22 protein-coding genes, 1 tRNA gene, 2 pseudogenes and 1 riboswitch are annotated in these 26,209 nt (G+C 40.9%); of the genes and pseudogenes, 13 read left to right on the top strand and 12 right to left on the bottom strand.

Features of this window, described 5'->3' with window-relative positions; all coding sequences use genetic code 11:
* Positions 1–78 precede the first annotated feature (78 nt).
* Positions 79–180: riboswitch (SAM riboswitch) on the bottom strand.
* Positions 181–335: 155 nt separating this feature from the next.
* The 7 genes and pseudogenes from J7E52_RS05940 to J7E52_RS27355 all read left to right on the top strand — a co-directional run.
* Positions 336–755, top strand: coding sequence for a hypothetical protein (locus J7E52_RS05940; protein WP_214744086.1), 420 nt, complete (start codon positions 336–338; stop codon positions 753–755).
* Positions 756–927: 172 nt separating this feature from the next.
* Positions 928–1,470, top strand: a complete 543-nt coding sequence (locus J7E52_RS05945; protein ID WP_286197490.1) for a glycerol-3-phosphate responsive antiterminator — start codon at positions 928–930, stop codon at positions 1,468–1,470.
* A gap of 228 nt (positions 1,471–1,698) precedes the next feature.
* Positions 1,699–2,523 carry an MIP/aquaporin family protein gene (locus J7E52_RS05950; protein ID WP_214744088.1) on the top strand — a complete coding sequence of 275 codons (825 nt, stop codon included), beginning with the start codon at positions 1,699–1,701 and terminating at the stop codon, positions 2,521–2,523.
* A 21-nt stretch (positions 2,524–2,544) separates the two neighbouring features.
* Complete coding sequence (gene glpK / locus J7E52_RS05955) at positions 2,545–4,035, top strand: glycerol kinase GlpK (protein ID WP_214744089.1); 1,491 nt, start codon at positions 2,545–2,547, stop codon at positions 4,033–4,035.
* Between the two features lie 447 nt (positions 4,036–4,482).
* The gene (locus J7E52_RS05960) at positions 4,483–6,135 is read left to right on the top strand and encodes a glycerol-3-phosphate dehydrogenase/oxidase (RefSeq protein ID WP_214744090.1); all 1,653 of its coding nucleotides are present in this window, start codon (positions 4,483–4,485) and stop codon (positions 6,133–6,135) included.
* Between the two features lie 199 nt (positions 6,136–6,334).
* Positions 6,335–7,789, top strand: coding sequence for an alanine/glycine:cation symporter family protein (locus J7E52_RS05965; RefSeq protein ID WP_214744091.1), 1,455 nt, complete (start codon positions 6,335–6,337; stop codon positions 7,787–7,789).
* A gap of 266 nt (positions 7,790–8,055) precedes the next feature.
* A pseudogene (locus J7E52_RS27355) lies at positions 8,056–8,154 on the top strand (hypothetical protein); the annotation flags it as partial.
* A gap of 220 nt (positions 8,155–8,374) precedes the next feature.
* Here the strand turns inward: J7E52_RS27355 and J7E52_RS05975 are convergent.
* The 4 genes from J7E52_RS05975 to J7E52_RS05990 form a co-directional block, all read right to left on the bottom strand.
* Positions 8,375–9,595 carry a PucR family transcriptional regulator gene (locus J7E52_RS05975; RefSeq protein WP_214744092.1) on the bottom strand — a complete coding sequence of 407 codons (1,221 nt, stop codon included), beginning with the start codon at positions 9,593–9,595 and terminating at the stop codon, positions 8,375–8,377.
* A 133-nt stretch (positions 9,596–9,728) separates the two neighbouring features.
* On the bottom strand, positions 9,729–11,195 hold the full coding sequence (gene putP, locus J7E52_RS05980; RefSeq protein WP_214744093.1) for a sodium/proline symporter PutP: 1,467 nt from the start codon (positions 11,193–11,195) through the stop codon (positions 9,729–9,731).
* A gap of 149 nt (positions 11,196–11,344) precedes the next feature.
* Positions 11,345–12,886 (bottom strand): L-glutamate gamma-semialdehyde dehydrogenase, encoded by a 1,542-nt coding sequence (gene pruA, locus J7E52_RS05985; RefSeq protein ID WP_214744094.1) that lies wholly within the window; start codon positions 12,884–12,886, stop codon positions 11,345–11,347.
* A gap of 57 nt (positions 12,887–12,943) precedes the next feature.
* The gene (locus tag J7E52_RS05990; protein ID WP_214744095.1) at positions 12,944–13,861 is read right to left on the bottom strand and encodes a proline dehydrogenase family protein; all 918 of its coding nucleotides are present in this window, start codon (positions 13,859–13,861) and stop codon (positions 12,944–12,946) included.
* Positions 13,862–14,270: 409 nt separating this feature from the next.
* On the opposite strand from J7E52_RS05990, the gene J7E52_RS05995 reads away from it, so the two are divergent.
* Positions 14,271–14,435, top strand: coding sequence for a hypothetical protein (locus J7E52_RS05995; protein ID WP_214744096.1), 165 nt, complete (start codon positions 14,271–14,273; stop codon positions 14,433–14,435).
* Positions 14,436–14,720: 285 nt separating this feature from the next.
* Here J7E52_RS05995 and J7E52_RS06000 read toward each other — a convergent pair whose 3' ends face one another.
* From J7E52_RS06000 to J7E52_RS06015, 4 genes are read right to left on the bottom strand one after another with little or no spacing between them, the layout of a single operon-like run.
* The gene (locus J7E52_RS06000) at positions 14,721–15,257 is read right to left on the bottom strand and encodes a cupin domain-containing protein (RefSeq protein WP_214744097.1); all 537 of its coding nucleotides are present in this window, start codon (positions 15,255–15,257) and stop codon (positions 14,721–14,723) included.
* Between the two features lie 25 nt (positions 15,258–15,282).
* Positions 15,283–15,960, bottom strand: a complete 678-nt coding sequence (locus J7E52_RS06005) for a methylthioribulose 1-phosphate dehydratase (RefSeq protein ID WP_309476858.1) — start codon at positions 15,958–15,960, stop codon at positions 15,283–15,285.
* Between the two features lie 11 nt (positions 15,961–15,971).
* The gene (locus J7E52_RS06010) at positions 15,972–16,658 is read right to left on the bottom strand and encodes a 2-hydroxy-3-keto-5-methylthiopentenyl-1-phosphate phosphatase (RefSeq protein ID WP_214744098.1); all 687 of its coding nucleotides are present in this window, start codon (positions 16,656–16,658) and stop codon (positions 15,972–15,974) included.
* Complete coding sequence (locus J7E52_RS06015; RefSeq protein ID WP_214744099.1) at positions 16,643–17,863, bottom strand: 2,3-diketo-5-methylthiopentyl-1-phosphate enolase; 1,221 nt, start codon at positions 17,861–17,863, stop codon at positions 16,643–16,645. The genes J7E52_RS06010 and J7E52_RS06015 overlap by 16 nt, the downstream gene beginning before the upstream one ends.
* Before the next feature lie 584 nt (positions 17,864–18,447).
* On the opposite strand from J7E52_RS06015, the gene mtnK reads away from it, so the two are divergent.
* From mtnK to J7E52_RS06030, 3 genes are all read left to right on the top strand, one after another.
* On the top strand, positions 18,448–19,680 hold the full coding sequence (gene mtnK / locus J7E52_RS06020; protein ID WP_214744100.1) for an S-methyl-5-thioribose kinase: 1,233 nt from the start codon (positions 18,448–18,450) through the stop codon (positions 19,678–19,680).
* Positions 19,670–20,734, top strand: a complete 1,065-nt coding sequence (gene mtnA / locus J7E52_RS06025) for an S-methyl-5-thioribose-1-phosphate isomerase (protein ID WP_214744144.1) — start codon at positions 19,670–19,672, stop codon at positions 20,732–20,734. The genes mtnK and mtnA overlap by 11 nt, the downstream gene beginning before the upstream one ends.
* A 207-nt stretch (positions 20,735–20,941) precedes the next feature.
* On the top strand, positions 20,942–21,088 hold the full coding sequence (locus tag J7E52_RS06030; RefSeq protein WP_214744101.1) for a hypothetical protein: 147 nt from the start codon (positions 20,942–20,944) through the stop codon (positions 21,086–21,088).
* 107 nt (positions 21,089–21,195) lie between these two features.
* On the opposite strand, the gene J7E52_RS06035 is transcribed toward J7E52_RS06030, so the two are convergent.
* Entirely contained in the window at positions 21,196–21,426 is a 231-nt protein-coding gene (locus tag J7E52_RS06035; RefSeq protein ID WP_214744102.1) for a helix-turn-helix domain-containing protein, read from the bottom strand.
* 663 nt (positions 21,427–22,089) lie between these two features.
* On the opposite strand from J7E52_RS06035, the pseudogene J7E52_RS06040 reads away from it, so the two are divergent.
* Positions 22,090–23,293: pseudogene (locus J7E52_RS06040) on the top strand (aminotransferase-like domain-containing protein).
* Between the two features lie 347 nt (positions 23,294–23,640).
* Here the strand turns inward: J7E52_RS06040 and J7E52_RS06045 are convergent.
* Positions 23,641–23,713 (bottom strand) — tRNA-Ala (locus J7E52_RS06045).
* A 114-nt stretch (positions 23,714–23,827) separates the two neighbouring features.
* A complete protein-coding gene (locus J7E52_RS06050; RefSeq protein WP_101223535.1) occupies positions 23,828–24,535 on the bottom strand; it encodes an MgtC/SapB family protein in 708 nt (235 codons plus the stop codon).
* 150 nt (positions 24,536–24,685) lie between these two features.
* On the opposite strand from J7E52_RS06050, the gene J7E52_RS06055 reads away from it, so the two are divergent.
* Positions 24,686–25,585: a DMT family transporter gene (locus tag J7E52_RS06055; RefSeq protein WP_286197492.1), complete on the top strand. Its 900-nt coding sequence runs from the start codon at positions 24,686–24,688 to the stop codon at positions 25,583–25,585.
* A gap of 32 nt (positions 25,586–25,617) precedes the next feature.
* Here the strand turns inward: J7E52_RS06055 and J7E52_RS06060 are convergent, their stop codons facing one another.
* Positions 25,618–25,803 (bottom strand): hypothetical protein, encoded by a 186-nt coding sequence (locus J7E52_RS06060; RefSeq protein ID WP_214744104.1) that lies wholly within the window; start codon positions 25,801–25,803, stop codon positions 25,618–25,620.
* Positions 25,804–26,209: the final 406 nt, after the last annotated feature.

Below are 26,209 nucleotides of genomic sequence, written 5' to 3' on the forward strand. Positions count from 1 at the left end.
CATTCCTTCTTTCCTTTTAAAAATAAAAAACCTCTTCTTAAAAATAAGAAGAGGTGTTGGCAACAAAGCTATGTACTCTTCTTATCTTCAAGTTTTTACACTTCTGGAATTAGCACAGTACATGATCAGTCTGTTGCTGAGGCATCAAAGGGCCAGTCCCTCCACCTCTCTGGATAAGAGTTGTCTATTAAATTAATTATGACTATACAGGTAGTTTCTATAAAGGTCAAGGGTTGAAGGTGGAAGATTTAGAATATACCGATTATTAATCGGGTTGAAATGTTAACGGCATCCGGGAACCCGGCATATGCTTTGAGTGGGGAGGGAGTGCAAGGATGAGTCCATTCAAAAATGGCATACCGATAACGGTAACTGAAGCCATGATAGAGAGAATCATAAAAATGAAATCATCTGGTCAGGATATTAAAGTCGTGATTACGCCAAAGCATATAGTGATTTCCGGAACGGTGGAAGTGAAAAAAATGATGTTTAAGAAAAACGTAACTTTCCGGATTACATTAATTCCGGTACACGTTGAAAAAAGAAAGATTTCATTTGAATTAGTGAAAATGGAACCAATTGACAGGGGTTTCATCAACCAAAGGATATTTAACAGGCCGCCATTCTTTGAATTTGAAAATAGAACGATCAAAATGGATGTTAATGCTTGGAACATCGTGAGAAAATTTCCGGTGGGCACAATTAAATCGTTCGAACTCGTCGAAGGTGCATTGAAAATGAAACTTTCTTTATGAGATAAGGAAATATCTTACATACATCCTTAGCCGCAATCTATAAAGGGAGTGCCAGGTATGTTAGTGTTATGGTGACATTGGTCATGAAAAAATGTGTTTGATAAATCAAGCTCTTTAAAATATACTAAATGACTTGAAGTTTTGAGTTTTTCTGGGAATGGAGAGGATAATGATGGATCAAAAGATTTTGCCTGCTTCAGCAAGCATGAAGGATTTCGAAAGATTTTTAGAAAGTTCCTATGAAATAGGTGTGTTTCTTGATTTGCATATATCACAATTAAAAAACGTAAGTATGATGGCAAAGCAGCATAATAAGAGAATGATTTATCATGTCGATTTGATCCATGGCATAAAAAGTGATGAATACGCGACAGAATTCATTTGTCAGGAATATAATCCCTATGGGCTGATTTCCACTAAATCAAGCGTTATATTAAAGGCAAAGCAAAAGGGGGTCATTGCCATCCAGCGAATCTTTTTAATAGACTCACATGCGCTTGAGAAAAGTTATAAGCTGGTGCAGAAAACCAAGCCTGATTATATCGAAGTATTGCCGGGCGCTATGCCATGGATGATAAAAGAAGTGAAGGAACGATTGCAGACGCCCATTTTAGCTGGCGGCCTCATACGTACTTCGGATGAAGTCCTGAACGCCCTTGATGCTGGAGCGTCGTCGATCACCACTTCTAAAACTGAATTATGGGATATCGACTAATAGGGAAAATTTGAAAAAAATTACAGAAAAACAGATTAATTTTTCACAAAATATTGACAGCGTTTTCATAACCTAGTATATTTTACAGTACAAGTTAATATATGTGACGGAGACTAGGAGATTCACAACAGATCTATTCATAATTTTTTTATGAAGATAGTTCTGCTGTGGATCTCCTTTTTATTTGTTGGCAAGGTTTAAAAATTTATCAGGGGAGGGGTTTCATTCATGACTCCATTTTGGGGAGAAGTGTTAGGCACGATGATATTAGTTGTATTCGGAGCAGGTATTGGGGCTGGTTCATCCTTAAAGGGTTCCTATGCAAAAGATGCCGGTTGGATCGTTATTACGATTGCGTGGGGTTTGGCTGTTACCATGGGCGTTTTTGCAGTGGGTTCCATAAGCGGGGCGCATTTAAACCCGGCGGTTACAGTAGGGTTTGCCATTATTGGGGAATTTCCTTGGAGTGATGTGCCCGGCTACATCGTTGCCCAAATGATTGGCGCAATCCTGGGGGCGACTCTAGTATTCCTGCACTATTTGCCACACTGGAAAGCTACGGATGATCCAGGAGCGAAGCTTGGTGTGTTTGCGACTTCACCTGCTATCCCGCACACATTTTCAAATCTATTAAGTGAGATGATTGGAACTTTCATCCTTATTCTTGGTTTATTATTTATAGGTGCCAATAATTTTACAGAGGGTTTAAACCCATTCGCTGTCGGGTTATTGATTGTCGTGATCGGGATGTCACTTGGGGGAACGACAGGATACGCCATTAACCCGGCCCGCGATCTAGGGCCACGCATCGCTCACTTTTTGCTGCCGATACCTGGTAAAGGCAATTCGAATTGGGGCTATGCATGGATTCCGGTCGTTGGACCGATTGTTGGGGGCTCACTTGGTGCCGTTTGTTATAAAGCATTCTTTTTTGGGGAATTAACAGCAGAATTTTGGTCTGTTTTGGGTGCAAGCCTGGTACTATTGATATTAGCCTATGCTTTTGGTAAAAAACAGTCAAATGAATTGGAAAGCAGAAATATCGCCAGTTAATTAAAGGGAGGGGCATACACTATGGAAAAATACATTTTATCATTAGATCAAGGAACAACAAGTTCGCGGGCGATTTTATTTAACGAAAAGGGGGAAATCGTCCATTCATCCCAAAAGGAATTCACACAGCATTTCCCTAAACCAGGCTGGGTCGAGCATAACGCCAATGAGATTTGGGGATCGATTCTGGCGGTGATTGCCGGTGTACTATCGGAATCCGGTGTAAAGCCAGAGCAAATTGCCGGTATCGGGATCACCAACCAGCGTGAAACGGCAGTCGTTTGGGATAAGGAAACGGGTGCCCCTGTCTATAATGCGATTGTATGGCAGTCCAGGCAAACAAGTGAAATCTGTGATGATTTAAAGGAAAAGGGACTTAATGATCTATTCCGGGATAAAACGGGATTGTTGATAGATGCATATTTTTCCGGAACGAAAGTGAAATGGATCCTCGATAATGTGGAAGGGGTACGAAAAAAGGCGGATGAAGGCAAGCTTTTATTCGGTACCATCGATACCTGGCTGATCTGGAAACTATCAGGAGGCAAGGCTCATGTAACGGACTATTCCAATGCATCCCGGACATTGATGTACAATATCCATGAACTGAAATGGGATGAAGAACTGCTCGAGATATTGACTGTGCCAAAGTCGATGCTGCCGGAAGTGAGGCCTTCCTCTGAGGAGTATGCACGTACGATCGAATATCATTTCTTCGGCCAATCGATTCCGATCGCCGGGGCAGCCGGTGATCAGCAGGCAGCATTATTCGGACAAGCATGCTTTAATGAAGGAATGGCTAAAAATACGTATGGAACAGGCTGTTTCATGCTCATGAATACAGGAGCCAAGGCTGTCAGTTCCGAACACGGACTATTGACGACCCTTGCTTGGGGATTGAATGGGAAGGTCGAATATGCACTGGAAGGCAGTATATTCGTAGCTGGCTCCGCAATCCAGTGGCTGCGCGATGGTCTGCGGATGCTTCATGATGCCAAGGACAGCGAAGCCTATGCAAAACGGGTGGAAAGTACGGATGGAGTATATGTGGTACCGGCTTTTGTAGGACTTGGAACTCCATATTGGGACAGCGAAGTGCGGGGAGCCGTTTTTGGTTTGACGCGAGGAACATCGAAAGAACATTTCATTCGTGCCACACTTGAATCATTGGCATATCAAACGAAGGATGTCCTTGACGCAATGGAGGCGGATTCAGGAATCGAGCTGCAGACATTAAGAGTGGATGGCGGGGCAGTCAAGAATGACTTCTTGATGCAATTCCAAAGCGACTTACTACGGGTGCCCGTCGAGAGGCCGACCATAAACGAAACCACAGCATTAGGTGCTGCATACTTAGCTGGCCTTGCTGTCGGGTATTGGAAGGATCAAGAAGAAATCTCCCGGCAATGGGCTGTAGACAAAACCTTTAAACCATCCATGGAAGAGCAAGATAGTGAAAAATTATATGAAGGCTGGAAAAAAGCTGTACAAGCCGCTATGGCGTTTAAATAAAAAACAAATTGTATTCTTTCTCAAATGAGCTGGAGTATGCTATAATGAAATCAAGTTAATAACTCGGCCGGAGAACAGGAGAGACCATGAATGCGTTATCGTTAATTCGATAATGTGCATTTATGGTCTCTTTTTTTGTTTTTAATGGCCGATGAGGGATATTAATATCTATATAAACTATGCGAACAAATGAACCAATTGAATATAATGGCCGAATTCACGAGTAAAAGTGCAGAATTCACGAGTAAACAGTGCGAATTCACGAGTAAATCGCGTAAATTCACGAGTAAACCGCGTGAATTTACGAGTAAAAGTGCAGAATTCGAGAGTGAAATGCGAATTCACGAGTAAAAGTGCAAAATTCACGAGTAAACCGCTCAATTTCACGAGTAAATCGCACAAACTCACGAAAAAAATAGAATGCAATATTTAAAGGAGGAGTCAGGCATGAGGTTTTCAAATATATATCGGGAAGAAACGATCGACCTTCTGAAAAAAGAGAAATATGATGTGGTTGTCATTGGTGGGGGAATTACCGGTGCAGGGATCGCCCTGGATGCAACGACCCGTGGAATGAAAGTGGCTTTGGTTGAAATGCAGGACTTTGCAGCAGGTACTTCAAGCCGCTCAACAAAACTTGTTCATGGCGGATTGCGGTATTTGAAGCAATTTGAAATAAAAATGGTTGCCGAGGTTGGTAAAGAGCGAGAAATCGTTTATGAAAATGGACCGCATGTGACCACGCCGGAATGGATGCTGTTACCGATGCACAAAGGAGGCACCTTCGGGAAATTCAGTACCTCCATTGGACTTCGGGTATATGATTTCCTTGCGGGGGTTAAAAAGGCTGAACGCAGGAAAATGCTTTCGGCGGAGGAAACACTAAAACGGGAGCCTCTCGTTAAGAAAGAGGGACTGAAGGGCGGAGGCTACTATGTTGAATACCGGACAGATGATGCACGTCTTACGATTGAAGTCATGAAGGCGGCTGTCGATAAAGGTGCAACACCGATAAATTATACAAAAGTAGATAAATTGTTATATGAAAGTGGTAAGGTGAACGGTGTCCAGGTTGCCGATTTACTTTCAGGTGATGCTTATGAAATATACGCAGACAAAGTCATTAATGCAGCAGGTCCATGGGTCGATTCCATTCGTGAGAAGGACCAATCGAAAAAAGGGAAAACGCTGAAGTTATCCAAGGGTGTTCATGTGGTCATCGACCAATCGAAATTCCCGTTGAAGCAGGCGCTTTATTTTGATACGCCTGATGGCCGGATGATTTTTGCCATCCCGAGAGCCGGTAAGGCTTATGTAGGGACTACGGACACTTTTTATGATGGTGATCCTGCAGTGCCGACCGTTACATCCGAAGACCGTGCCTATTTATTGAAGTCCATACATTATATGTTTCCGGAAGTGAACATTACGGACGATGATATCGAATCAAGCTGGGCTGGAGTAAGGCCGTTGATTCTTGAAGAAGGAAAAGATCCTTCTGAGATATCAAGGAAAGATGAAATATGGGAGTCCGATTCCGGCCTTATCACGATTGCGGGGGGGAAATTGACCGGTTATCGCAAAATGGCAAAAACGACGGTCGACCTTTTGGCTGGGAAGCTTGCCCAGCAATACAATAAAATTTACCCAGCCAGCAGCACTAAAGGAATGCCGATTTCCGGAGGGGATGTCGGGGGATCAAGCAACTTCTCCGATTATATCAAGCAGCATATTCAAATGGGAGTTGACTCAGGACTCACTGTTAAGGACTCCGAAGAGATATTGGCCATGTATGGGTCCAACGCACCTGTGTTATTCGATATCGCAAAAAGCGAAGGGGACGGAGGAGCAAGCAGCGGCCTTCCAAGGAAATTGTTCGTACAGCTGAAATACGCACTAGATCATGAAATGGCCGCAACGCCAGTGGATTTCTTCTTCCGCAGGACGGGGACGCTATTATTCGATATCGATTTAGTCCAAACGCATAAACATGCAGTGATCGATTATATGGCTGGATATTTCGGATGGACGGAATCAACAAAAGTGGAGAGAACCAATCAATTGGAACAGGAAATATTGGGTGCGATTAGAGTATCTTGACCTATATGCAAAAAACATGACGCCGGCGGAATCGCTGGCGTTTTTTCCATTCGGGAAGGAAAGTATGGATTTTTCTATTGGAAAAATAAAAAGCGGTATGTTAGGTTACCTGACACAAAAACTATTGTTTAATTCACCAAGATGAAATATAATCATTAAAAGATAAATTAGAATTTTCAAAATATGAGGGGGAGCTTGATTGTCTGATTTTATTACGGCTTTAAATGGAGTTTTATGGAGTTCACCAGTCATTTATATTTTATTGGGAGTAGGTTTATTATTCTCTATTTTAACCCGTTTTCTGCAAGTGAGGCATATTAAGGAAATGGTCGTTTTGATGTTCCAAGGCAAAAGTTCGGAAGCGGGGGTTTCCTCTTTCCAGGCTTTATCCATAGCCCTTTCAGGGCGGGTCGGTACAGGTAATATTGCAGGAGTGGCCACGGCTATCGCCTTTGGCGGTCCCGGTGCCGTTTTCTGGATGTGGGCCATCGCCTTCATTGGAGCGGCCAGTGCATTCGTGGAATCCACTTTAGCTCAAATTTATAAAGTCAAACAAGATGGACAATATCGGGGAGGCCCCGCTTATTATATTGAAAAAGGGATAGGGTGGAAGTGGTTTGCTGTTCTTTTTGCATTTGCAGCCCTTATTGCCATGGCCGTCCTTATGCCAGGTGTTCAATCCAATTCGATTGCTGCCGGGGTGGAAAATGCATTCGGCATCAAACCGGTTTTCACTGGCTTGGCAATCGTCCTTTTACTGGGCTTCATTATATTCGGCGGTGTAAAACGGATAGCTAATGCTGCAACCTTGATCGTGCCTTTCATGGCTCTAGGTTATATATTGTTATCTGTTGTCATCGTCCTATTGAATATCACTGAATTACCGGGAGTCATCTCTTTGATATTCAGAAGTGCCTTCGGGTTGGATTCTGCATTTGGGGGACTCATTGGCATGGCGATTGCTTGGGGAGTGAAACGTGGCGTTTATTCGAATGAGGCCGGCCAAGGGACAGGCGCTCATCCGGCGGCTGCGGCTGAAGTATCACATCCGGCAAAGCAGGGTCTTGTCCAAGCTTTCTCGGTTTATATCGACACATTGTTCGTTTGTTCCGCTACGGCCTTCATGATTTTATTTACAGGCATGTATAATACACAAGCGGAAAATGGTTCATTTATCGTCAATAATTTGGGAGATGTATCACCTGGTCCAGGGTATACCCAAGCGGCAATCGATAGTGTAATCCCAGGTTTTGGTGCCGGATTTGTTGCAATCGCGCTTTTCTTCTTCGCCTTTACGACGATCATGGCCTACTATTATATTGCCGAAACCAATATCGCCTATTTAATGCGCAACCGGAATGGTAAATGGGCCATGTTCGTCTTGAAGCTCATCATCCTGGCGGCCAGTTTTTATGGATCCGTCCGTACGGCAGAACTGGCTTGGGCATTAGGGGATGCTGGCTTGGGCATTATGGTATGGCTTAATGTCATTGCCATTTTAATTCTGGCCAAACCGGCGCTTATTGCGTTAAAGGATTACGAAACGCAAAAGAAGGCGGGGCTGGATCCGGTTTTCAATCCCAAAGCTTTAGGCATAAAAAACGCCGACTTTTGGGAGCATGAATACACCGGCGACAAGGAAAACGTTTCATGAAGGAAAATGCCCTTAAATTAATTTAATATAATGAGATACATGAAAAACCAGCTCAAGGTAATTGGGAGCTGGTTTTTTATAGTTTTGCGATAAACAGGGGGATTATATGTTAGCTAAACTTACTCAAGAAATTGCGAACATAACAGTGAAGAGACGGAATGGTGCTTGGTTCAAGTGATATGTCGAGAATCGGCACATTGTATCAAGCTTCTCTTGGAGCCATTTTTCGCCGTAAGGAAATGACTCACTAACAATCACGTTATTTATCCGAGGACATTCCTTGTGGTTTGCGAACATTCGCTTCAATTGCCGACCATATCGGATTAGACACACCAGTGATGGATTCCCGAAACTCTGGGTCTTAGCAAACTATCGAAAGAGGAAATCATGGATTTCGTTCTTACTGGGAAGCCTGAAGTTTCCGTATAAGGTGAGTCCAGTTAAATCGTAACAAAAGAACGAAATTGTTACCTATTAGAAAGATAATAGGTGAAATGTATAAGGAGAGAGGAATACGGCAGATCCAGCCGTTTTTCTTCTCTCCTTAGCTTATTGAATTTCACGAACTCAAAAACCGGATGCTCTTTAAGATCTCTGCTTTATAAGCTGTAAATCGATGTATAGTTGCATTCTCGAATGAAAGTTATCAAAATCGATTGAGGTGAGATCGGTTATTTGATTCAATCTATATTTCAATGTGTTGGTATGAATGTATAGCTGTTCAGCTGTCGGTTTGATCCGGCAATTGTTCAACAGATATATTTCCAGTGTTTGAAGGAGTTTGGTTTGGCTTTCCTGGTCCTTCTTTTGAAGAATTTCTAAATCCATATTGAAATAATTCGTTTTAGCATGATGGTTGGAGATCATTTCGAGGTAACGGAAAATCCCAAGCTTGCTATATTGAAAGGGAAGCTGTTCAGGTTTGCCGATGAACTTGGCTGCATTGATCACTTCCAGGGCTTCGAGATAGGATTTTCTTAATTGAAGAATCGAAGAATACTCATTTCCGATTCCCGGGAATACCTTTTTATCATTGAATTGGGAAAGAACGGTGTTCGTTAAATCATTGGCGCTATCGGTAAGCAGGTCTTTCCCTTTTCCGTTGCTGCCAATCAAGACGATGATCTTCAATTGGTTTGTGAATACATGGGTAAAATGATTCAAGGCATTGGCGAATAGACTGACTGTATCCGCTAATTCATCGAAATGTTCCGCATCGGATTGAGCGATGGTAAAGACATTGACAAGGAAGGTTTCCGGAATGAGAAGACTCATATTGGCGGCTTCCCATTTTATTTGGTTTTCCGTTTGATAGACTTCGTCAATGACCTTTTGATAAAATTCATTTTTTTCTTCATCTTTTTTCATGTTTATCTGTTTTTTCTGATAAAGGAGCTTGCCGATATGATGGGAAACTTCATGTAAAAATTCCAAATCGGATTCAGACATCATTTCCGTTTCTTGGACCCAAATGAATCCGAAGACCTGTCCTTTGTGAACGGCGCTTACAACGACTCTTTGATTTAAACCGATTTCCTCGATTTGTTTCACCCTAAATGGATGCTCCACCGTTTTAAGCTGTTCGACAATGCCCTCATCCATGAATTTCTCCAAAATTGGAATCGGCCAATGCTTTGTGAAGATAGTTTGCCGATTGGCTTGGTCGAAGTGTTCGATATAATATGAACTATATGCCAGCAATAAAAATTGGTCATTTTCGATGACGACTGGTTTTTTTAAATAAGTGCTGACCATATCCGTTATATCGTTGATGTTTGTGAGAGTCAGGATTTTTTCTAATGACATATATGGCCCCCTGTTATTTTTTGAAGTGTATGACAACTTAGTTTAATAATACTTTTAAACGGATGATGTGTATAGGGGCAAGCACAAAGAAGGAACGGTATATGAAAAAATACCGTTCCTTTTAGGGGATTTATTATTGTTTTAATGTTCTTTCGAATTCCTCGAATTTCTCTTCTACTTCTTTTGATGGTTTGGCTGTAAGAAGACTGACCACGATGATGGCAACCAAGCTAGCGCCAAAACCAGGGATCATTTCATAAAGCGTATCGGATAATCCTGCCATAGACCAGAAAATGACAGTAGCGGCACCAACGACCATTCCTGCTAATGCACCCCATCTTGTCATGCGTTTCCAGCAGAGGCTTAGTAAGACCAATGGACCGAATGAAGAACCGAATCCAGCCCAAGCATACCCGACAAGTCCAAGAATCGTGTCATTCTGCTCCCAAGATAGGATCAGCGCGATGATCGAAATGATCAGTACGGAAAGTCTGCCTAGGAAGACAAGCTCTTTATCTGAAGCGGAACGACGGAAGAAGGTTTTGTATATATCCTCGGTTAAAGAGCTGGCTGTAACCAACAACTGCGAAGAAATCGTGCTCATTACGGCTGCTAGTATTGCTGAAATCAAGAAACCAGTAATGAATGGGTGGAATAGTATTTCCCCTAACTCTATGAAAATCGTTTCAGGATCAGCTAACTTCAGGTTGTTCTGAGAAAAATAGGTGATTCCGATAAATCCAGTCAGCATGGCACCGATACTGGAGAAAATCATCCAGCCCATCCCGATATTACGGGCTTTCTTGATTTCCTTAACAGAACTGATCGCCATAAAGCGGACGATGATATGCGGCTGTCCGAAGTAACCCAGTCCCCATGCAAACAATGAGATGATTCCTAAAAAGCTCGTCCCTGTAAAAATATTCAATAGAGCTGGATCAATGGAACGTGGTGTGTCGATCGAAGGACCGAAACCGCCCACATGGATAAGCGTGACGATCGGTACAAGGATCAAGGCAACGAACATGATGATTCCTTGAACAAAGTCTGTCCAGCTTACTGCCAGGAATCCGCCGAATAAAGTATAGGCGACGACGACACCTGTCAAGATCCATAGACCTGAGTGGTAATCAAGGCCAAATGTACTTTGGAATAAGACTCCGCCGGATACCATTCCGGAAGAAACGTAAAAGGTGAAGAATATCAGGATAACCAAAGCCGAAATGAGCCTTAAGATCCGTGAGCCTTCGCCAAAACGATTTTCCAGGAAAGCAGGGATCGTAATGGAGTTATTGGCGACTTCCGTATAGGTCCTTAGTCTTGGTGCAACATACAGCCAATTCGCATAGGCTCCTAACGTGAGACCGATTACGATCCAGATGGAACTTAGTCCTGTTGCGAACATGGCACCAGGCATACCCATTAAAAGCCAACCGCTCATATCCGCAGCACCGGCGCTTAATGCAGTGACAGCAGGACCAAGGCCCCGGTCGCCCAGCATATAATCATTTAAATTGGAAGTTTTTTTGTAAGCGAAGTAACCAATCAAAAGCATGCCAGCCATGTAAATGCTGATTGAAATTATTAATGCGTAATCCATAAAAGGCTCCCTTCAGGTTGAAATTTATAATTTTTTGTTTTAAAAGAGGAAGCAACCTATTTGTCACTTCCTCCATTTAACCTCATTTTGGTTTCCGTATCCAGAATGGAAGATACGAAAACCATAGGGGTTTCAAATCATCTTCATTATCAGAACGTTTCGGATGTTGTTTTGGCTTGCATATGAAGCTGCAAGTAGTCCGGTCCGCCTGCCTTGGAATCGGTTCCTGACATGTTGAACCCTCCGAATGGCTGATAACCTACGATTGCACCAGTACAGCCGCGGTTGAAATACAAGTTCCCCACATGGAATTCTTCGCGTGCTTTTTCCATGTTAAGGCGGTTTGTCGTAATGACAGCCCCAGTCAAACCATATTCAGTGTTATTGGCAATCTCAAGAGCTTCGTTAAAGTCCTTCGCTTTAGTGAAGGCAACGACTGGTCCGAAGATTTCTTCTTGCATCAAGCGGGCTTGCGGATCGACATCAGCAACGATTGTCGGTTGAACGAAGTAGCCTTTAGAGCTATCTCCTTCTCCTCCAGTCAGAATGCGTCCTTCTTGGTTCCCGATTTCAATATAGCTCATGATTTTGTCAAAAGCCGCTTGATCGATAACTGGTCCCATGAAATGATTTTCTACAGGATTACCAACTGTAAGTTGTTTTGTTAATTCAACAGCGCGATCTAAAACTTGATCGTATACATCTTCTACGATGACAGCACGGGAACAAGCAGAACATTTTTGTCCCGAGAAGCCAAATGCAGATTTCACGATCGATTGAGCGGCCAATTCAAGATCTGCCTCTTTGTCGACGACGATCGTATCTTTTCCGCCCATTTCAGCAATGACGCGTTTCAGCCAAATTTGGCCTTCGTTCACTTCTGAAGCACGTTTGTAAATGCGCAGACCTACATCACGTGAACCTGTGAAGGAAATGAAACGTGTTTTAGGATGATCAACCAGGTAGTCGCCCACCTCGGCTCCGCTTCCTGGAACGAAATTCAACACACCTGCTGGAAGACCGGCTTCAAGCATCACTTCAACGAATTTCGCAGCAACGATAGGAGTAGTCGAAGCTGGTTTCAACAGGATTGTGTTACCAGTGACGATAGCGGCAACAGCTGTACCTGCCATGATTGCAAATGGGAAGTTCCAAGGAGAAATGATGATGCCTACTCCTAATGGAATGTAATCATAGCGGTTAAATTCTCCCGGACGGCTTTGAACAGGCACACCATCTTTAAGCGTCAGCATTTGACGGGCATAGAATTCAAGGAAATCGATCGCTTCCGCTGTATCCGCATCAGCCTCATTCCAAGGTTTTCCCGCTTCTTTCGTCAATAACGCAGAGAATTCATGCTTGCGTCTGCGAATGATGGCAGCCGCTTTGAACAAAACGTCAGCACGGATTTCCGGCTTCACTTTTTTCCAGCTTTCAAAAGCGGTAACAGCTTCCTGCATGGCTTTTTCAGCATGATCCCTGTTCGCTTTCGATACTCGGCCGATGACCTCTTGCTTATCTGCAGGGTTATATGAAACGATTTTCTCATCCGTCGTCACTTTCTCTGCCCCGATATAAAGCGGGTAGTCTTGCCCTAAGTAGCCCTCAACAGTTTGAAGTGCTTCCTGATATGCTTTTTTGTTTTCCTCGTTTGTAAAATCAACAAATGGTTCGTGTTTATATGAAATCATTGATAATCACACCTTTTAATAGATTTTTTGTAGCAATTAATAATGTTGAATGTATATTTAGCTTCTGACCATCCCTTTGAAGGCAAAGGCAATATTGGATGGCCTTTCTGCAAGCCTTCTCATGAAGTATCCATACCAATCCAGACCATATGGTACATAGACGCGCATTTTGTAACCTTGCTTGACCAATTCGTATTGAGTTTTGTTTCTCATGCCATAAAGCATTTGAAATTCGAATTGTGTATTTGGGATGTCAAACTTCTTAGCCAGCTCTTTTGTATATTCGATGATATTGTCATCATGTGAGGCAATGGCCGTATAATTTCCGTTAAGAAGACTTTGCTTAATCAACTTTTTATAGTTTTCATCTACATCATTCTTTTCGGGAAAAGCCACCTCGGGAGATTCCTTGTAGGCACCCTTTACGAGACGCAGGAATGGCTTATATTGGGCAAGGTCCTCCAAATCTTTCTCTGTGCGGAATAAATATGCTTGTAGAACAGTACTTATGCAGCTGTATTTTTCTTTGAAATGTCTAAAGATATCGATTGTTGCCTGACAGCGAACTTCATCTTCCATATCGATCGTGACCATGACTTTATGTTTTTCGGCTGTATCAAGAATTTTCGTCATGTTCTCTATGACGAGTTTATGATCGATATCAAGTCCCAAAGAAGTCATCTTCAGAGAAACCTGTGAATCAAGTTTTTCCCTGCTGATCATTTCGATGGTTTCGATGCATTCTGCCGTCCGTTCCTGAGTCACTTCCTTAGAATCAACGAATTCCCCAAGATGGTCGACTGTAACCGACAAGCCGCTATTATTAAGTTGTTTAATGAATTTAATGGAACTTTGGAAATCAGTTCCCCCAATGATCTTTCCAGCAGCAAAACTTCCTCCGCTTTTTTTAGCAATATTATTAAGCAGATTATTTTTAGATAAAAATAGGAAAAAGTCCCTTGTAATGGCTTCCATATAAAGCGCACCCCCTAAGAAGATGTATTTCAATAAATTAAGCTTACGATTTTTCGACAATATTCTCAATGTTCTTAAAAAACAATAATTCTGTCTTTTATTTGTCGGTTTTGGACAAATGAAAAGGTTTACATTTTTTCTTGTGAGATCGGATGAAGCGAAGGTTTATATTTTAACTTAAAGAGAAACGCTAGAAATAAAGACTTTTTCAGGCAGCGATGATGTAAAAGACAACAATGAATACGAGTAAAAGTGGCAGCTCGACCATAATCATCCAATGCGTTATAATGAACCTTATTTAACGGAATGGTTGCAATGTATGAAGAAAAAACGATTAATGAAGCTTTCAGAAGTAAAATGGGTGAAAAATCGTAATATAAGACGCATCGGAAGCCGGGGAGGATAAGGAATGGATGCTGTACTTGAAGAACTCAGAGAAACATCAGGATTGATAATAGGATTAATAATGGCCCTGATAATCATGGGGCTGATCGGTTATGCCCTTACGAATGTACATGAATCCATTGTGTCACCTGTGGTTCAGTTCATAAAGAAAATGGTTAGTCGAAAATAGCTGAAGCGGAATACATAACCCTTTGTCCTTAATCGATAACAAGCCCTATTTATAGAAATCCCTGCAGGGTTTGTCTAAAAGGGACAAAAGAACCGCAAGCTATAAGCATATTATCCGAAAATGATGAAAATCCCCCGCTTCTAATGGAAGGCGGGGGATTTTCATGTGTTCAAAGAACAAGAAAAAAACCTTGCTGCACAAGGTTTATAAGTATTACCGTTGGCCTCTGTTGTTTAAGATCCCATCATGAATCATTGGCTTTTAGATTAAACGATAGACCAGTTTCTATTCCGACTTGAAGTCCGGATCATCATAATGGTGGGCAACCCAGCCTGAAGCATCAATAAACAAACGAACGGCCACTACTTGACGGTTTTCCAATAAAGTAAAGAAGTGGGGGATGTTGACGGGAACAGAAATCACATCTCCAGCAGATAATTCTACGTCGAAATAACCAGAGTCACCCTTGATAGTAAAGATGCCATTTCCTGCAGTGATGGCACGAACTTCATCTTCGGTATGAACATGTACCTGTTCAAATTTCTTTAGAAGCTCGTCTAAATTAGGAGTGGCATCGGATAATGCAACAATATCCCATTCTTTATAGCCGCGTCGATTTGCAAGGGATCTAATTTCCGCATCAAAGACGTTAAGGATTTCTTCTTTTTTCTCGTCAGAAAGTATAAATTCATCACAAAGATGCTCGGGTAATTTTTTCATATCCCAATGTTCGTAAAGGACTCCTTGTTCATCCAAAAATCTTTTAACCTCTTGTTCTTGTTTTAATCTTCTATTGGTATTACGCATTCGAATCGTTGCCATAGTAAAATTCTCCTTTTTGAAAATTTTATAAAGTTTGTTTGAAATTTTTCAGAAAAAACATTTTAATTTGATATTCAAATAGAAATTCAAATGCCTCTAAATGACGCTTAGCAGTAAAGTCACTATCTCCCCATACATAGATTCCATGGTTGCGGATTAATACACCTGGTACCCCGGGTTGAATAACTCTGCCGATTTCTTCTGCTAATTTAGGAATGGAAGCATAGTTTTCTACAATTGGAACTGTTATGGAAGAATCTTCTTTCCATATATCAAATGCTTTAATGATTTCATGTTTCGTGAAGGTAACTTTTCCTTGATCACCATAAAGATCTGAAATGAGATTATTGTAAATAGTGTGGACATGGAAAACTGCTTCACAATTAGGGATTAATTGATAAATGGCAGTATGAATCAAGGTCTCGGCAGAAGGTTTTAAGTTGGTAGGAAACACAAGATTCCCATGCGAATTAACTAAAATAAAATCTTCTGGAGTATCAATCGATTTGTCTTTTCCGCTAGTTGTTATTGCGATAATAGGCTGATCAGGCTCTAACGAAGAGTTTTTTACACGAATGGACAGGTTCCCGCTGGTTGCTGGAAACCAGCCTCTTTCCGAAAGGCTTCCTTTAATGGTTTGTAATGATTTAAAGGCCTTTTCGATTGCTTCGAGATTAATTTTTTCAAAATCATTTTTAGTTATGGGTCTTCACCTCACTTATTGGTAATTTGGTTTAAAATTTTTATCACATCAAAAAAGGAGTCAAATTCTTTATAAGGAAGAGAATGCTCTTTACATTTTTGTAAAAGAAAATCTCGTGCAATAACAAGTTCAGCCAATTTGGCAATTGCCAAATCCGTGATACTATCTCCAATTACAACTTTCATATAATCGTTAGTTGAAAGCGAACGAAGAATAGAAGGTTTACACATTCCACAGTCTTTGTTGCAGTTTGAATCACAAGAAAAGGGCCATAGGATTTTGATTTGTTTGTCATTAAAATCACTGCCATTGCAATAGATATCATTTTGGGGGATAGGGTAACGCGATAAAATAGGGAGAACGAAAAAATCAATTCCTCCACTAGTAATCAGAAGGCGGATATTGTTATCCTGGCAATATTGAATAAATTCATTAAAACCTGGTCTAATCTCAGCTTGTTCTATAGCATAATCAATGATTTCTTTTCGAAATGATGAAGGTAATAATGAAAACATGCGTCCTACTCCTTCTCGGACACTAATTCGTTGAGCCAAAATATCATTCTTGACTCTTTCCCAGCCAGGAGGATTAAAGTGCTTCATAATATTGATGATGTTGTCATTTTTCGTGATTGTTCCATCAAAATCGCAAAAAATGACAATTTTTTTGAAAGAACCCACTATTATAATGCACCCCATTTTTTAAGAGCCGAACGAAGTGCAGGAGAATCTTCTGCTGCTTCCTTCAGTGAAAGACCTGAAACGACTGCTTGAATGGCATCGTTAAATGCTATTCCTCCGGCTGTAGTGCCCTGAGGGTGCCCGTGAATTCCTCCACCGGCATTGATAATGAAATCTTTACCAAGATCGCGGTATAGTGTTGGAGTAAGACCAGGATGAATTCCTGCAGAAGGTGTTGGAAAAGCTGGGTTATGGATGTTGTTTGGGCATCTTAGTTCTTTTGCTACATTGAAAGATTCATTTTTAGGCATCGCTACAGAACCGTAAGGAGAGGGATAGAGAACAATGTCGGCACCTGATAAACGCATTAATTTACCTAGAAGCAAAGGAGCGGAAAGACCATAGTAAGGGGATGGATAAAATGAACCTGTAAATGCAGGGTGAGCTATAATGGGGATGTTTATATCAGGATCTGCAGATATTCGGTGAAGGATATCAAATCCATATGGAGCCACATTCAGCAACAAGCAAGTTGCTCCTGCGTTACATAAATGTTTTGCTTGTTCAACTAGTTGAGTAACCGGTCCGGTTAGGTTAACTGCATAAAGTACTTTTTTTCCGTTTTTTTCTTTTTGGTATTGGTTACGTTTCTCAAAAGCACTTATTCGTTTCAAAACGGGTGCATAATCATCCCGGAAGAAAATCTCGTCATCTTTTACAAGATCAACTTGTCCTTCGATTTGGTTTTGGTATTCTATTTCTAGTTCACGGAGTGGAAGGCCGATACATTGTTTGAAGATACTCATTAGCAATGGACGGTCGTGAACTCCCAGCAGACTTCTTATTCCATCTATTCCAAAACGCGGGCCTGGAAATTTCAAGAGAAGGGAATCCGGTAAGTGCAAATCAATTAACTTAATCTTACCGTCCATTGATAATTTACCAAACACTGTGGTGAGGATGGAAGGAATATCCGGATTCATATTAACCAGCGGGTAACCGATTATTAATAGAGCCTTAGGTATATCATTTGAATGATGATTCAGCACTTTTACATCAATTACTTTCCCTAAATGAGGTATCATTTGTTCTTTTCTTGCCATAGGGAGATCTGTCCAAGTGCCCACAGTAAGTCCTACAGCAATTTCTTGTGCTTTTTTGTGAAAGTTAAGATTACCATGTACTAAATAGGTAGCAATAACATACTCTTGGTCGGTTGTCATAAACATTACACCTCCTGAATTTAAAGTTGTATTTAAAAGGTAGATAATTTAGAAATCCGCTGCGCTGCCCTCCCGAATTCGTTCCTCTTCGGCAAGAAACCCTATTCGAACATATGCCTCTCCATGCTTATCAAAACAATTCCCGGAGCCACGGCAACTCCAATAACGAATCAGAAAAATGGCTTGATGCATATCCCTTTGGAACTGGCAGCCAGGCAAATCAGGATCCTTTAGGAGCCGGAGCATGCCGATTGAATTTTTTTTAGTTCTTCAAAAAAGGCATTACGTCGTAATTCGTAAGTATCCACAAGCTCTCGAACACTTTCTTGTGAGAAGGTCAGGGATGCCTTGTCCAAGATTAATAACATCATACCCCGCATTAATAAACCCATTCACTTTTCCGACTAATGTAGAGATATTTTGAATAATTAATCACCTCTCTCTTAAAAACAACATATGATGACATAACCCTTTTAGTGAGTAAATTCAAAAAAACAATTGTTTAACTTACTTATTATAGTGTTGTTGCTCACCCTAGTTGAATTTACTCAGGAAAAGAGCTTTTTGAAGGGAAGAGGAGATTAATGACAAATTTAAATTATCATGTACTTAGTGAGTTAGAAACCATGCAATATATTAAAAAGATTCCGGGTTTATTTTCGGAGAATGCTCAACTAATTTGCAAGGAAATGGGGGATGGGAATCTAAATTTAGTATTCCGTATAACGGTACAAGATTCATCGGAAAAAAGTGTAATTATAAAACAAGCACTTCCTTATGCGCGCGTAGTTGGGGAGTCTTGGCCATTAACATTAGACAGGGCACGTATTGAGAGTGAAGCATTAATGATGCAAAATGAAATTTGTCCTGGTTCAGTTCCACAAGTTTATCATTATGATAAAGAATTGGCGTTAACTGTCATGGAGGACTTATCTACACATATCATTATGCGTAAAGGCCTAATTGCCCGTAATCGTTATCCATATTTTGCAAAACACATTGGTGCTTTTCTAGCTAGAACTCTGTTTTTAACTTCCGATTTAGCGTTGGATCCTGAATGTAAAAAGCAGAAAGTAATGCAGTTTATAAATCCTGAAATGTGCAAAATTACAGAAGATCTTGTGTTTACTGATCCATATTACGATGCAAAGACGAATCGATTTAACCCGCTAATTAAGGCAGTAGTAGAAGAAATTTGGGGTCATGACCGGCTTAAACTTGAAATCACGAAGTTAAAGGAAGGATTCCTCACTCGTACTCAAGCACTTATCCATGGAGATTTTCATACAGGCAGCATTATGGTCACGGAAAAGGACACGAAAGTGATTGATCCAGAGTTCGCCTTTTATGGACCGATGGGTTTTGACATTGGAGCTGTGATTGCTAATCTGTTACTCAACTATTGCTCTCATGAAGGACATACTCTCATTCAAAGGGAACGGATTGAATACCAGGATTATTTATTAAATACAGTAGAGAAAATTTGGACAATCTTTGAAGAAGAATTTAGAACTTTGTGGAAGGAAAAAGCAAGCGTTTCTTATGTGTCCATACAGGGATATGAAGATGATTATTTGCTGCGTTTGCTTCAGGATTCCTTTGGATACGCGGGGTGTGAAATGATGCGTAGAGTGGTAGGTTTAGCTCATGTTCCTGATTTGGAAAGCATAGATGATTCCGAATTAAGAGCAAAAGGAGAAAGGTTAGCCCTCGTCATTGGGCAACAGCTGGTATTGGAACGGGAAACTGCCGGGAATATTAGCGACCTAACATCTTTAATCAGTAAAATTAGAAATCGGGAGGTGAATCAGGATTAGTAAGTTTATTCAATCCATTCAATGGAAAAATGATCAATTAATTTTACTGGATCAAACGGTCCTTCCGGAAAAAACGGTGTTTCTATCCTTGTTTACTATAGAAGAGGTTTGGGAAGCGATTCGATATCTTAAAGTACGTGGTGCCCCTGCTATTGGGATGGCAGCCGCCTATGGACTCTATTTGGGAGTTCAATACAGCCAAGAAGGAAATGTGAGCGCCTTTATTACAGATTTAGAAAAAAAATCAGACTATTTAGCAACAGCACGGCCAACGGCTGTTAACTTGTTCTGGGCATTAAAACGATTAAAAGAGAGAGCTTATCAAGGACAGAAACAAGGAAGGAATGTAGATTTCATTAAGAAAACTCTTCTTGAAGAGGCCTTAGGAATCCAAAAAGATGATGAAAAAATATGTCGGGAAATTGGTGAACATGCTATTCGCTTATTTCAAGACGGTATGGGTATTCTTACTCATTGTAATGCGGGTAGTTTGGCAACTGCGATGTATGGAACCGCAACAGCTCCTTTTTATATCGCAAAAGAACGAGGGTGGAATCTAAAAATATTTGCCAATGAAACTCGTCCAGTTCTGCAAGGCGCACGTCTTACTGCATGGGAATTGCAAAAGGCAGGCATTGATGTCACCCTTATTTGTGATAATATGGGTGCGGTGGTTATGGCAAATCATTCAGTACAGGCTGTTATTGTTGGAACGGATCGGGTGGCTGCCAATGGGGATGTTGCTAATAAAATTGGAACCTATACTCTAGCCATCTTAGCGAAAGCACATGGACTGCCATTTTATGTGGCAGCTCCGTTATCGTCCATTGATTTAAATACACCAACCGGAAAAGATATTCAGATAGAAGAACGTTCGGAAGATGAAGTTATTTTTGGATTGGGAAAACGGATTGCCCCGCAGGGTATTAAAGTATATAACCCTGCATTTGATATTACGCCCTATTCACTTGTAACAGCCTTTGTGACTGAAAAAGGTATTGTTTATCCTGATAAAGCAGGTCAGTACATGAGTGAACTTCAAAAATTAAAATAAAGGTTGTTTTTTTACAATTAGGATGGCGATTTACTGGTAGATACAGTAGATCATTTTTTAATAATAAAGCTTACTCGCATGAAAAATTCAAATGTTTAAATCTTTGTTTATGTTTTCCGATGAGAGGCCAGGAAACAACGACTGATACGCTTAAAGAAGGAGATAAAGGCTAGGCTGCTACTAATGGCATTCTTGGAGTAGGTAAGGATGAAGGTAATCTTGAAGAAATCACCAAATATGTTTGCGCCAATAATCAAGCGGAGCAAATGGCGATGCTTACCTAAAGCCGTTCTTGTAGAAGAAGGAATGCTTATCACGATGATATCGAACGAGAGGTACACAGCCCCAGATTAAATTAACAAAAACTGGCGATGTTGGCTGGGTACCTTCCGAAGCAGTAACGCAAGATAACCGGAATAAGACAAAGTCCTGATCTTCGGGGGCTTGGGCTTTTTATTCGTTCATAAATCAAAATAATCATCTGCCTTTGCATCAGCATCTATACTTCGAACCGCCTTCATGATTTTCTTTAAAACCCCGGCTGACGGCACATACTTAGGATCACTGCAAACTCTGCTTATCGTATTGCGTGAGATTCCGGACGCACTTACAAACTCCTCTTGTGTATATCCGTGCTTATCGATTAGTTTACCGACCTTGCTCCGCGGCTTTCTTTTCCCGAATCTAAACATTTTGATAACCTCCTAGAATTTTACTAGCAGTCTCGTCCAACTTTCACAAAAATATACGCATAGTTTCACAAATATTTGGTATCACGGACAAAGTAAGCGTTAGGATGTTTAAACAATATGTGTAAGGTTGCGGAGGATTTTAATACTAACAGGCAGACTATTCACTATAGAATAAGAAATTTAAAGAATTAGCGGAGATAATGGTGAAGAAGAATTCGCAAAGGCAATTATTAAGAAAATACGATCCAATGATGAGTTGCTTAAAATAGCGTCGTTAATTTTTGCATACTCCCGGCATATTTTTTACCCTTGGAAAATTTTATGAATGTGCTATGATTTTCTTCCTCCGTGCATCAATGATTAGCGAAAAATGTTATAATACATGAGTAATCTGAATATTGAAATTATACACAAACATGATAAGAAAGGGAATTTTTGTTTGAAGGTAACAATTGGACCAGTTATGTATGGATAGTGCGATGATGAAGAAGTGAATATGGTAATTCTTCATAACCAATAAGTCAGTCCACCTTATACATTAAAGCAGAAGGGGTCAAAGGCTAAACGGATAGAAATTTATGATTGGTCACTAAAAAAAGCAGCTATCTACAAAAAATATGAGAATCACTCAATGCTCGATTGAAGGAAAGGTGTATGGTTGAAGTGAATGTTGACTCTTTTTTTTCTGAAAACATTAAAGCGGCACTTAAGAATGATCCGCCCGGTGCATGGATGCCAGATCTGCCGGATGGTTGTATTCGCTTGAGTTCAGGCTATCCTGATCCTGCACTCGTTCCTGCTGAGGAGCTCAAGGCAGCGGTAGCCAGACTTCTTGATGAGGAGCAGGATTTGCCGCTCCATTATCTTGGAAGTCCACGAATTGCAAAACTAAAGCAGCAAATACAGAAAAGAATGGCAGAGCGCGGGATTCGCATTTTGGATTGAACAGCTTTTGATTACATCAGGAGCCTGCCAGGGGATTGATCTTATTGCCCGCATTCTTCTTGATGATAAAGCGGTTGTAGCGGTAGAGTCTCCCACCTATATGGAGGCTTTAGAGATTTTTCAAAACTATACGAAGCAGATTGTTAGTATACCTATAGATGAACAGGGGCTCCAAACATACCGATTAAAAGAAATGCTGGATGAAAGGAAACGTACAGGTCTAACCCTCCCGCGTTTTCTTTATACTATCCCAAGCTTTCAAAATCCAACTGGGACGACTATGACAATTGAGCGCCGGAGGCATCTATTGGAGCTTGCCGTCGAGTTTGATTTCCTTATTCTAGAGGATGATGCATACGGAGAATTATCCTTCGATAAAAATCCGGTGCCAATAAAATCTATTGATGAACGCGGGCGGGTCCTCCACGTTGGGTCATTATCCAAGGTTGTTGCGCCAGGAATGCGGATTGGATGGATAGCGGGAGAAAGTGAATTCATCAAGGCTTTAAAGTGGTTTAAAAAAGATTTAGACCATCCATTTGCTCAAAGTTCAATGGCTGTATACTTAGAAAACGCCGATTTCGAGAAACGGCTCGACCTTCTAAAAGATGTGTATCGTTCTAAATGTACTGCGTTAATCCGTTCGATGGAACAATTTCTTCCAGAATCCGTTTCATGGTATGTACCAGATGGTGGTTACTTTGTATGGGTGAGAATTCCAGGTGTGGATACGTCGCATTTATTATCACAGGCTCTGGCTGAGGGTGTTTCATATGTTCCAGGGAAATACTTTTTCTTGGATCAAAACGAAGGAACCGAGTTTCTCCGGCTTTCGTTCAGTTATGCCAATGAGAAAGAAATAATCGAGGGAATTCGAAGACTAGGACAGCTTATCGCATCTGTTTTTCATAGATTGCCCTAAAAGGACTGTTAGTTATTTAATTAATCATTGGAATGGTTAACATTTAAACCTATCTATTTCGAAACTTTTATTTGAAAATTTGAATGTACCTGCTTCCTTAAAGGAGGTAGGTATTTTGTTAATAAAAGGATTCCTTAACTCCTCGTGATGCAAATTCTTTCAAACTTTCGGAAATGTTAAGCACCGTAGATAAAGCCCACTGCTGAAGCACACAATCTAAAATGTGTATATGTAAATTGTGATGATTCAAATGATCACCATGAAGTTTTAATTCTTGAAAGGAACTGCCCAATTTTTATTTTTTAAGCCAAAGAAAAAAACCCTTGCAACGCAAGGGTTTTCGGATATGGAGCATAGCGGGATCGAACCGCTGACCTCTACGCTGCCAGCGTAGCGCTCTCCCAGCTGAGCTAATGCCCCGAATTGAGGTACAATAATTATTTTATCGGATTTTGGTGAAAAGTCAATATAAAATATGAGATTTTTGCAAAAATGATAAAAAAACCGTTTGAGGGTAGTCAAACGGTTTTTTTATCATGCATTTTCGATCTCTACCCTTTCAATCTCCTTAAGATTGGAGACGGTGTAATACACTTCCGATGTTCTAACTTTATGGTCTACCAGAACTTTAAGTGTCAAAAGGTGGTTGTCATTTGCGACATCTTTGATTCTAAGGTTTTTGATGAATATTTTTTCGTCTTTGATTTTTTTCAGTACGACGGCAATGTCATCTTTATTTTGTACGACCAGCTGCAGAAAGATTTCTTTTTGCCGTAACTTCATCGGTCCGAGCCAGGTGACGATTGCGGGCACCAATTCGACACTTATGATCAATAGGATGACGCCAGCTATGGCCTCGAGGAAAAATCCAGCTCCAACGGCGATTCCGATCCCCGCAGCTCCCCAGATGATGGCGGCTGTCGTTAAACCGGATATGCTGTTGTTGTCCCGCCGGAGAATGACGCCTGCACCGATAAAGCCTACGCCAGACACGATCTGTGCCGCTAGACGCAAGGGGTCCATTGTGATATTTACGTCATCGCTCCCCGGGAACTTATAAGCGGATTCCATGGAAACGATCGTTAATAAACAGCTGACGATTGAAATGACCAGGCTTGTTTTTAATCCTACGGGTTTTCGTTTCATTTCTCGCTCGAGTCCGATAATTAGTCCAAGGAGAGCTGAAATCCCCAATTTGATAAGGATTTGCAGTTCCGATTGAGGGTCGAATGTCCATTCCATTTTGTTTCACCACTTCCGAGTTATTATCGAAGAATAAGGTCGTCTGTTGCCATATACCCGTTTTTCAAAAAAAACTATCCTAATGATTTTAACATAGTAGAATAGAGTTCAATGAAATGTAATCGTTTGAAAGGAGGAATTTAAGTGCAAATGCCAAAAGTCAATCCCTATGTAGCGTTGGCAATCGGTGTGGCATCCGTATCGTTTTCGGCCATCCTTGTTAAATTGGCGACCGCTCCATCGGGGGTTATCGCCTTTTATCGTTTATTATTTACCGTCCTACTTATGTTGCCGGTTTTCTTGGTGAAATACCGTCACGAACTTAAATTCATTGAAAAAAAGGATTGGCTGTATTCGATTGCGGCAGGAGTGTTTTTGGCTTTTCATTTTATTTTATGGTTTGAATCGCTTAATTACACATCGGTCGCGAGTTCAACTGTGCTTGTCACACTTCAGCCTTTATTCGCTTTTGCCGGAGCCTACCTGTTTTTTAAAGAAAGATTTTCAATGAAGGCGATATTGAGCGGCGTTATTGCGATAGCAGGCAGCCTTGTCATTAGCTGGGGCGATTTTAGAATCAGCGGTATGGCGCTTTGGGGTGATATTCTATCGCTTATCGCATGTGCGCTGGTAACCGGTTATTTACTGTTTGGTCAAAATGTTCGAAAACGCATCTCTTCTATAACATACACATTTGTCGTGTATGCAATCAGTGCTTTAGCATTGTTTTTCTATGTGATCTTCAAGGGAGAACCATTGGCGCCTTATCCTGCTTCCGATTGGATCTATTTCGTTTTGCTTGCCATTTTCCCGACTTTATTAGGGCATTCTTTATTCAATTGGTCACTAAAGTGGTTAAGCACTTCGACGCTTTCGATGGGAATCTTACTTGAACCGGTGGGAGCGACAATTCTGGCTTACTTCATATTAGATGAACCGATACTCTGGACGCAGGTCCTGGGAGGCACCATCATATTGGGTGGTTTGATGATGTTCTTAAAGGATGAAAAGAAAAGCAAGGTACATGAAGAAGCGCAAGTTTCCGTATAAAAGCAGTAAGTCTCCCGACTTACTGCTTTTATTTAATAGGGGTGAAACAAATAGGTTATCCGTGTGAAAACCATAGCGAAAGTTAAGCTGAATAAAAACGTCGTACCATTCACTTTGCCTTTCTCTCTGCTGAACTTGATGGCTTCATAATAAGCGGTGCTGAATAAGAAAAGGGCCATACTGTAAGAAATGAGTAATCCGATTAATGGCAGATTCATTGCTTCACCTCATGGGAAAAAAGATATCTATATATGACTATTTGTGTTTCTTTGGAAATATGCTTCGTTTATTCATAAAACATGTGCTTGGCCCGGAAAGCAGGGAAAAGGGTGTGTTGATGTAAAGAATATATAGAAGGAAATAGGTGAAAATGTTTTTTTTGAAAAAGTTTTAAAAAACATATTGCAAACATTTTTAGTACATGGTATATTATTTCTTGTCGCTAAGACAGCAACTTAAACAGCTAACAAGTTGTTGAAAAGTATTTTGAAAAAGTTGTTGACGAAACGTGACAGAATGTGTTACATTATAGAGGTCGCTTCTGAGGGAAACGACAAGAAATTGCTCTTTGAAAACTGAACAAAACAAAGCGCCAACGTTAAATTTAAGTGAGCACACACTATC

The sequence above is a fragment of the Bacillus sp. ISL-34 genome, from assembly GCF_018613325.1.
In the GTDB taxonomy this organism is placed as follows: Bacteria; Bacillota; Bacilli; order Bacillales; family DSM-1321; genus Peribacillus.

Excerpts from the sequence above, each read along its gene's own strand:
- J7E52_RS05940 (WP_214744086.1), top strand. The coding sequence starts at position 336 with ATGAGTCCATTCAAAAATGGCATACCGATAACGGTAACTGAAGCCATG.
- J7E52_RS05945 (WP_286197490.1), top strand. The coding sequence starts at position 928 with ATGGATCAAAAGATTTTGCCTGCTTCAGCAAGCATGAAGGATTTCGAA.
- J7E52_RS05950 (WP_214744088.1), top strand. The coding sequence starts at position 1,699 with ATGACTCCATTTTGGGGAGAAGTGTTAGGCACGATGATATTAGTTGTA.
- glpK (WP_214744089.1), top strand. The coding sequence starts at position 2,545 with ATGGAAAAATACATTTTATCATTAGATCAAGGAACAACAAGTTCGCGG.
- J7E52_RS05960 (WP_214744090.1), top strand. The coding sequence starts at position 4,483 with ATGAGGTTTTCAAATATATATCGGGAAGAAACGATCGACCTTCTGAAA.
- J7E52_RS05975 (WP_214744092.1), bottom strand. The coding sequence starts at position 9,595 with ATGTCATTAGAAAAAATCCTGACTCTCACAAACATCAACGATATAACG.
- putP (WP_214744093.1), bottom strand. The coding sequence starts at position 11,195 with ATGGATTACGCATTAATAATTTCAATCAGCATTTACATGGCTGGCATG.
- pruA (WP_214744094.1), bottom strand. The coding sequence starts at position 12,886 with ATGATTTCATATAAACACGAACCATTTGTTGATTTTACAAACGAGGAA.
- J7E52_RS05990 (WP_214744095.1), bottom strand. The coding sequence starts at position 13,861 with ATGGAAGCCATTACAAGGGACTTTTTCCTATTTTTATCTAAAAATAAT.
- J7E52_RS05995 (WP_214744096.1), top strand. The coding sequence starts at position 14,271 with ATGGATGCTGTACTTGAAGAACTCAGAGAAACATCAGGATTGATAATA.
- J7E52_RS06000 (WP_214744097.1), bottom strand. The coding sequence starts at position 15,257 with ATGGCAACGATTCGAATGCGTAATACCAATAGAAGATTAAAACAAGAA.
- J7E52_RS06010 (WP_214744098.1), bottom strand. The coding sequence starts at position 16,658 with ATGGGGTGCATTATAATAGTGGGTTCTTTCAAAAAAATTGTCATTTTT.
- J7E52_RS06015 (WP_214744099.1), bottom strand. The coding sequence starts at position 17,863 with ATGACAACCGACCAAGAGTATGTTATTGCTACCTATTTAGTACATGGT.
- mtnK (WP_214744100.1), top strand. The coding sequence starts at position 18,448 with ATGACAAATTTAAATTATCATGTACTTAGTGAGTTAGAAACCATGCAA.
- J7E52_RS06030 (WP_214744101.1), top strand. The coding sequence starts at position 20,942 with ATGAAGGTAATCTTGAAGAAATCACCAAATATGTTTGCGCCAATAATC.
- J7E52_RS06035 (WP_214744102.1), bottom strand. The coding sequence starts at position 21,426 with ATGTTTAGATTCGGGAAAAGAAAGCCGCGGAGCAAGGTCGGTAAACTA.
- J7E52_RS06050 (WP_101223535.1), bottom strand. The coding sequence starts at position 24,535 with ATGGAATGGACATTCGACCCTCAATCGGAACTGCAAATCCTTATCAAA.
- J7E52_RS06055 (WP_286197492.1), top strand. The coding sequence starts at position 24,686 with ATGCCAAAAGTCAATCCCTATGTAGCGTTGGCAATCGGTGTGGCATCC.
- J7E52_RS06060 (WP_214744104.1), bottom strand. The coding sequence starts at position 25,803 with ATGAATCTGCCATTAATCGGATTACTCATTTCTTACAGTATGGCCCTT.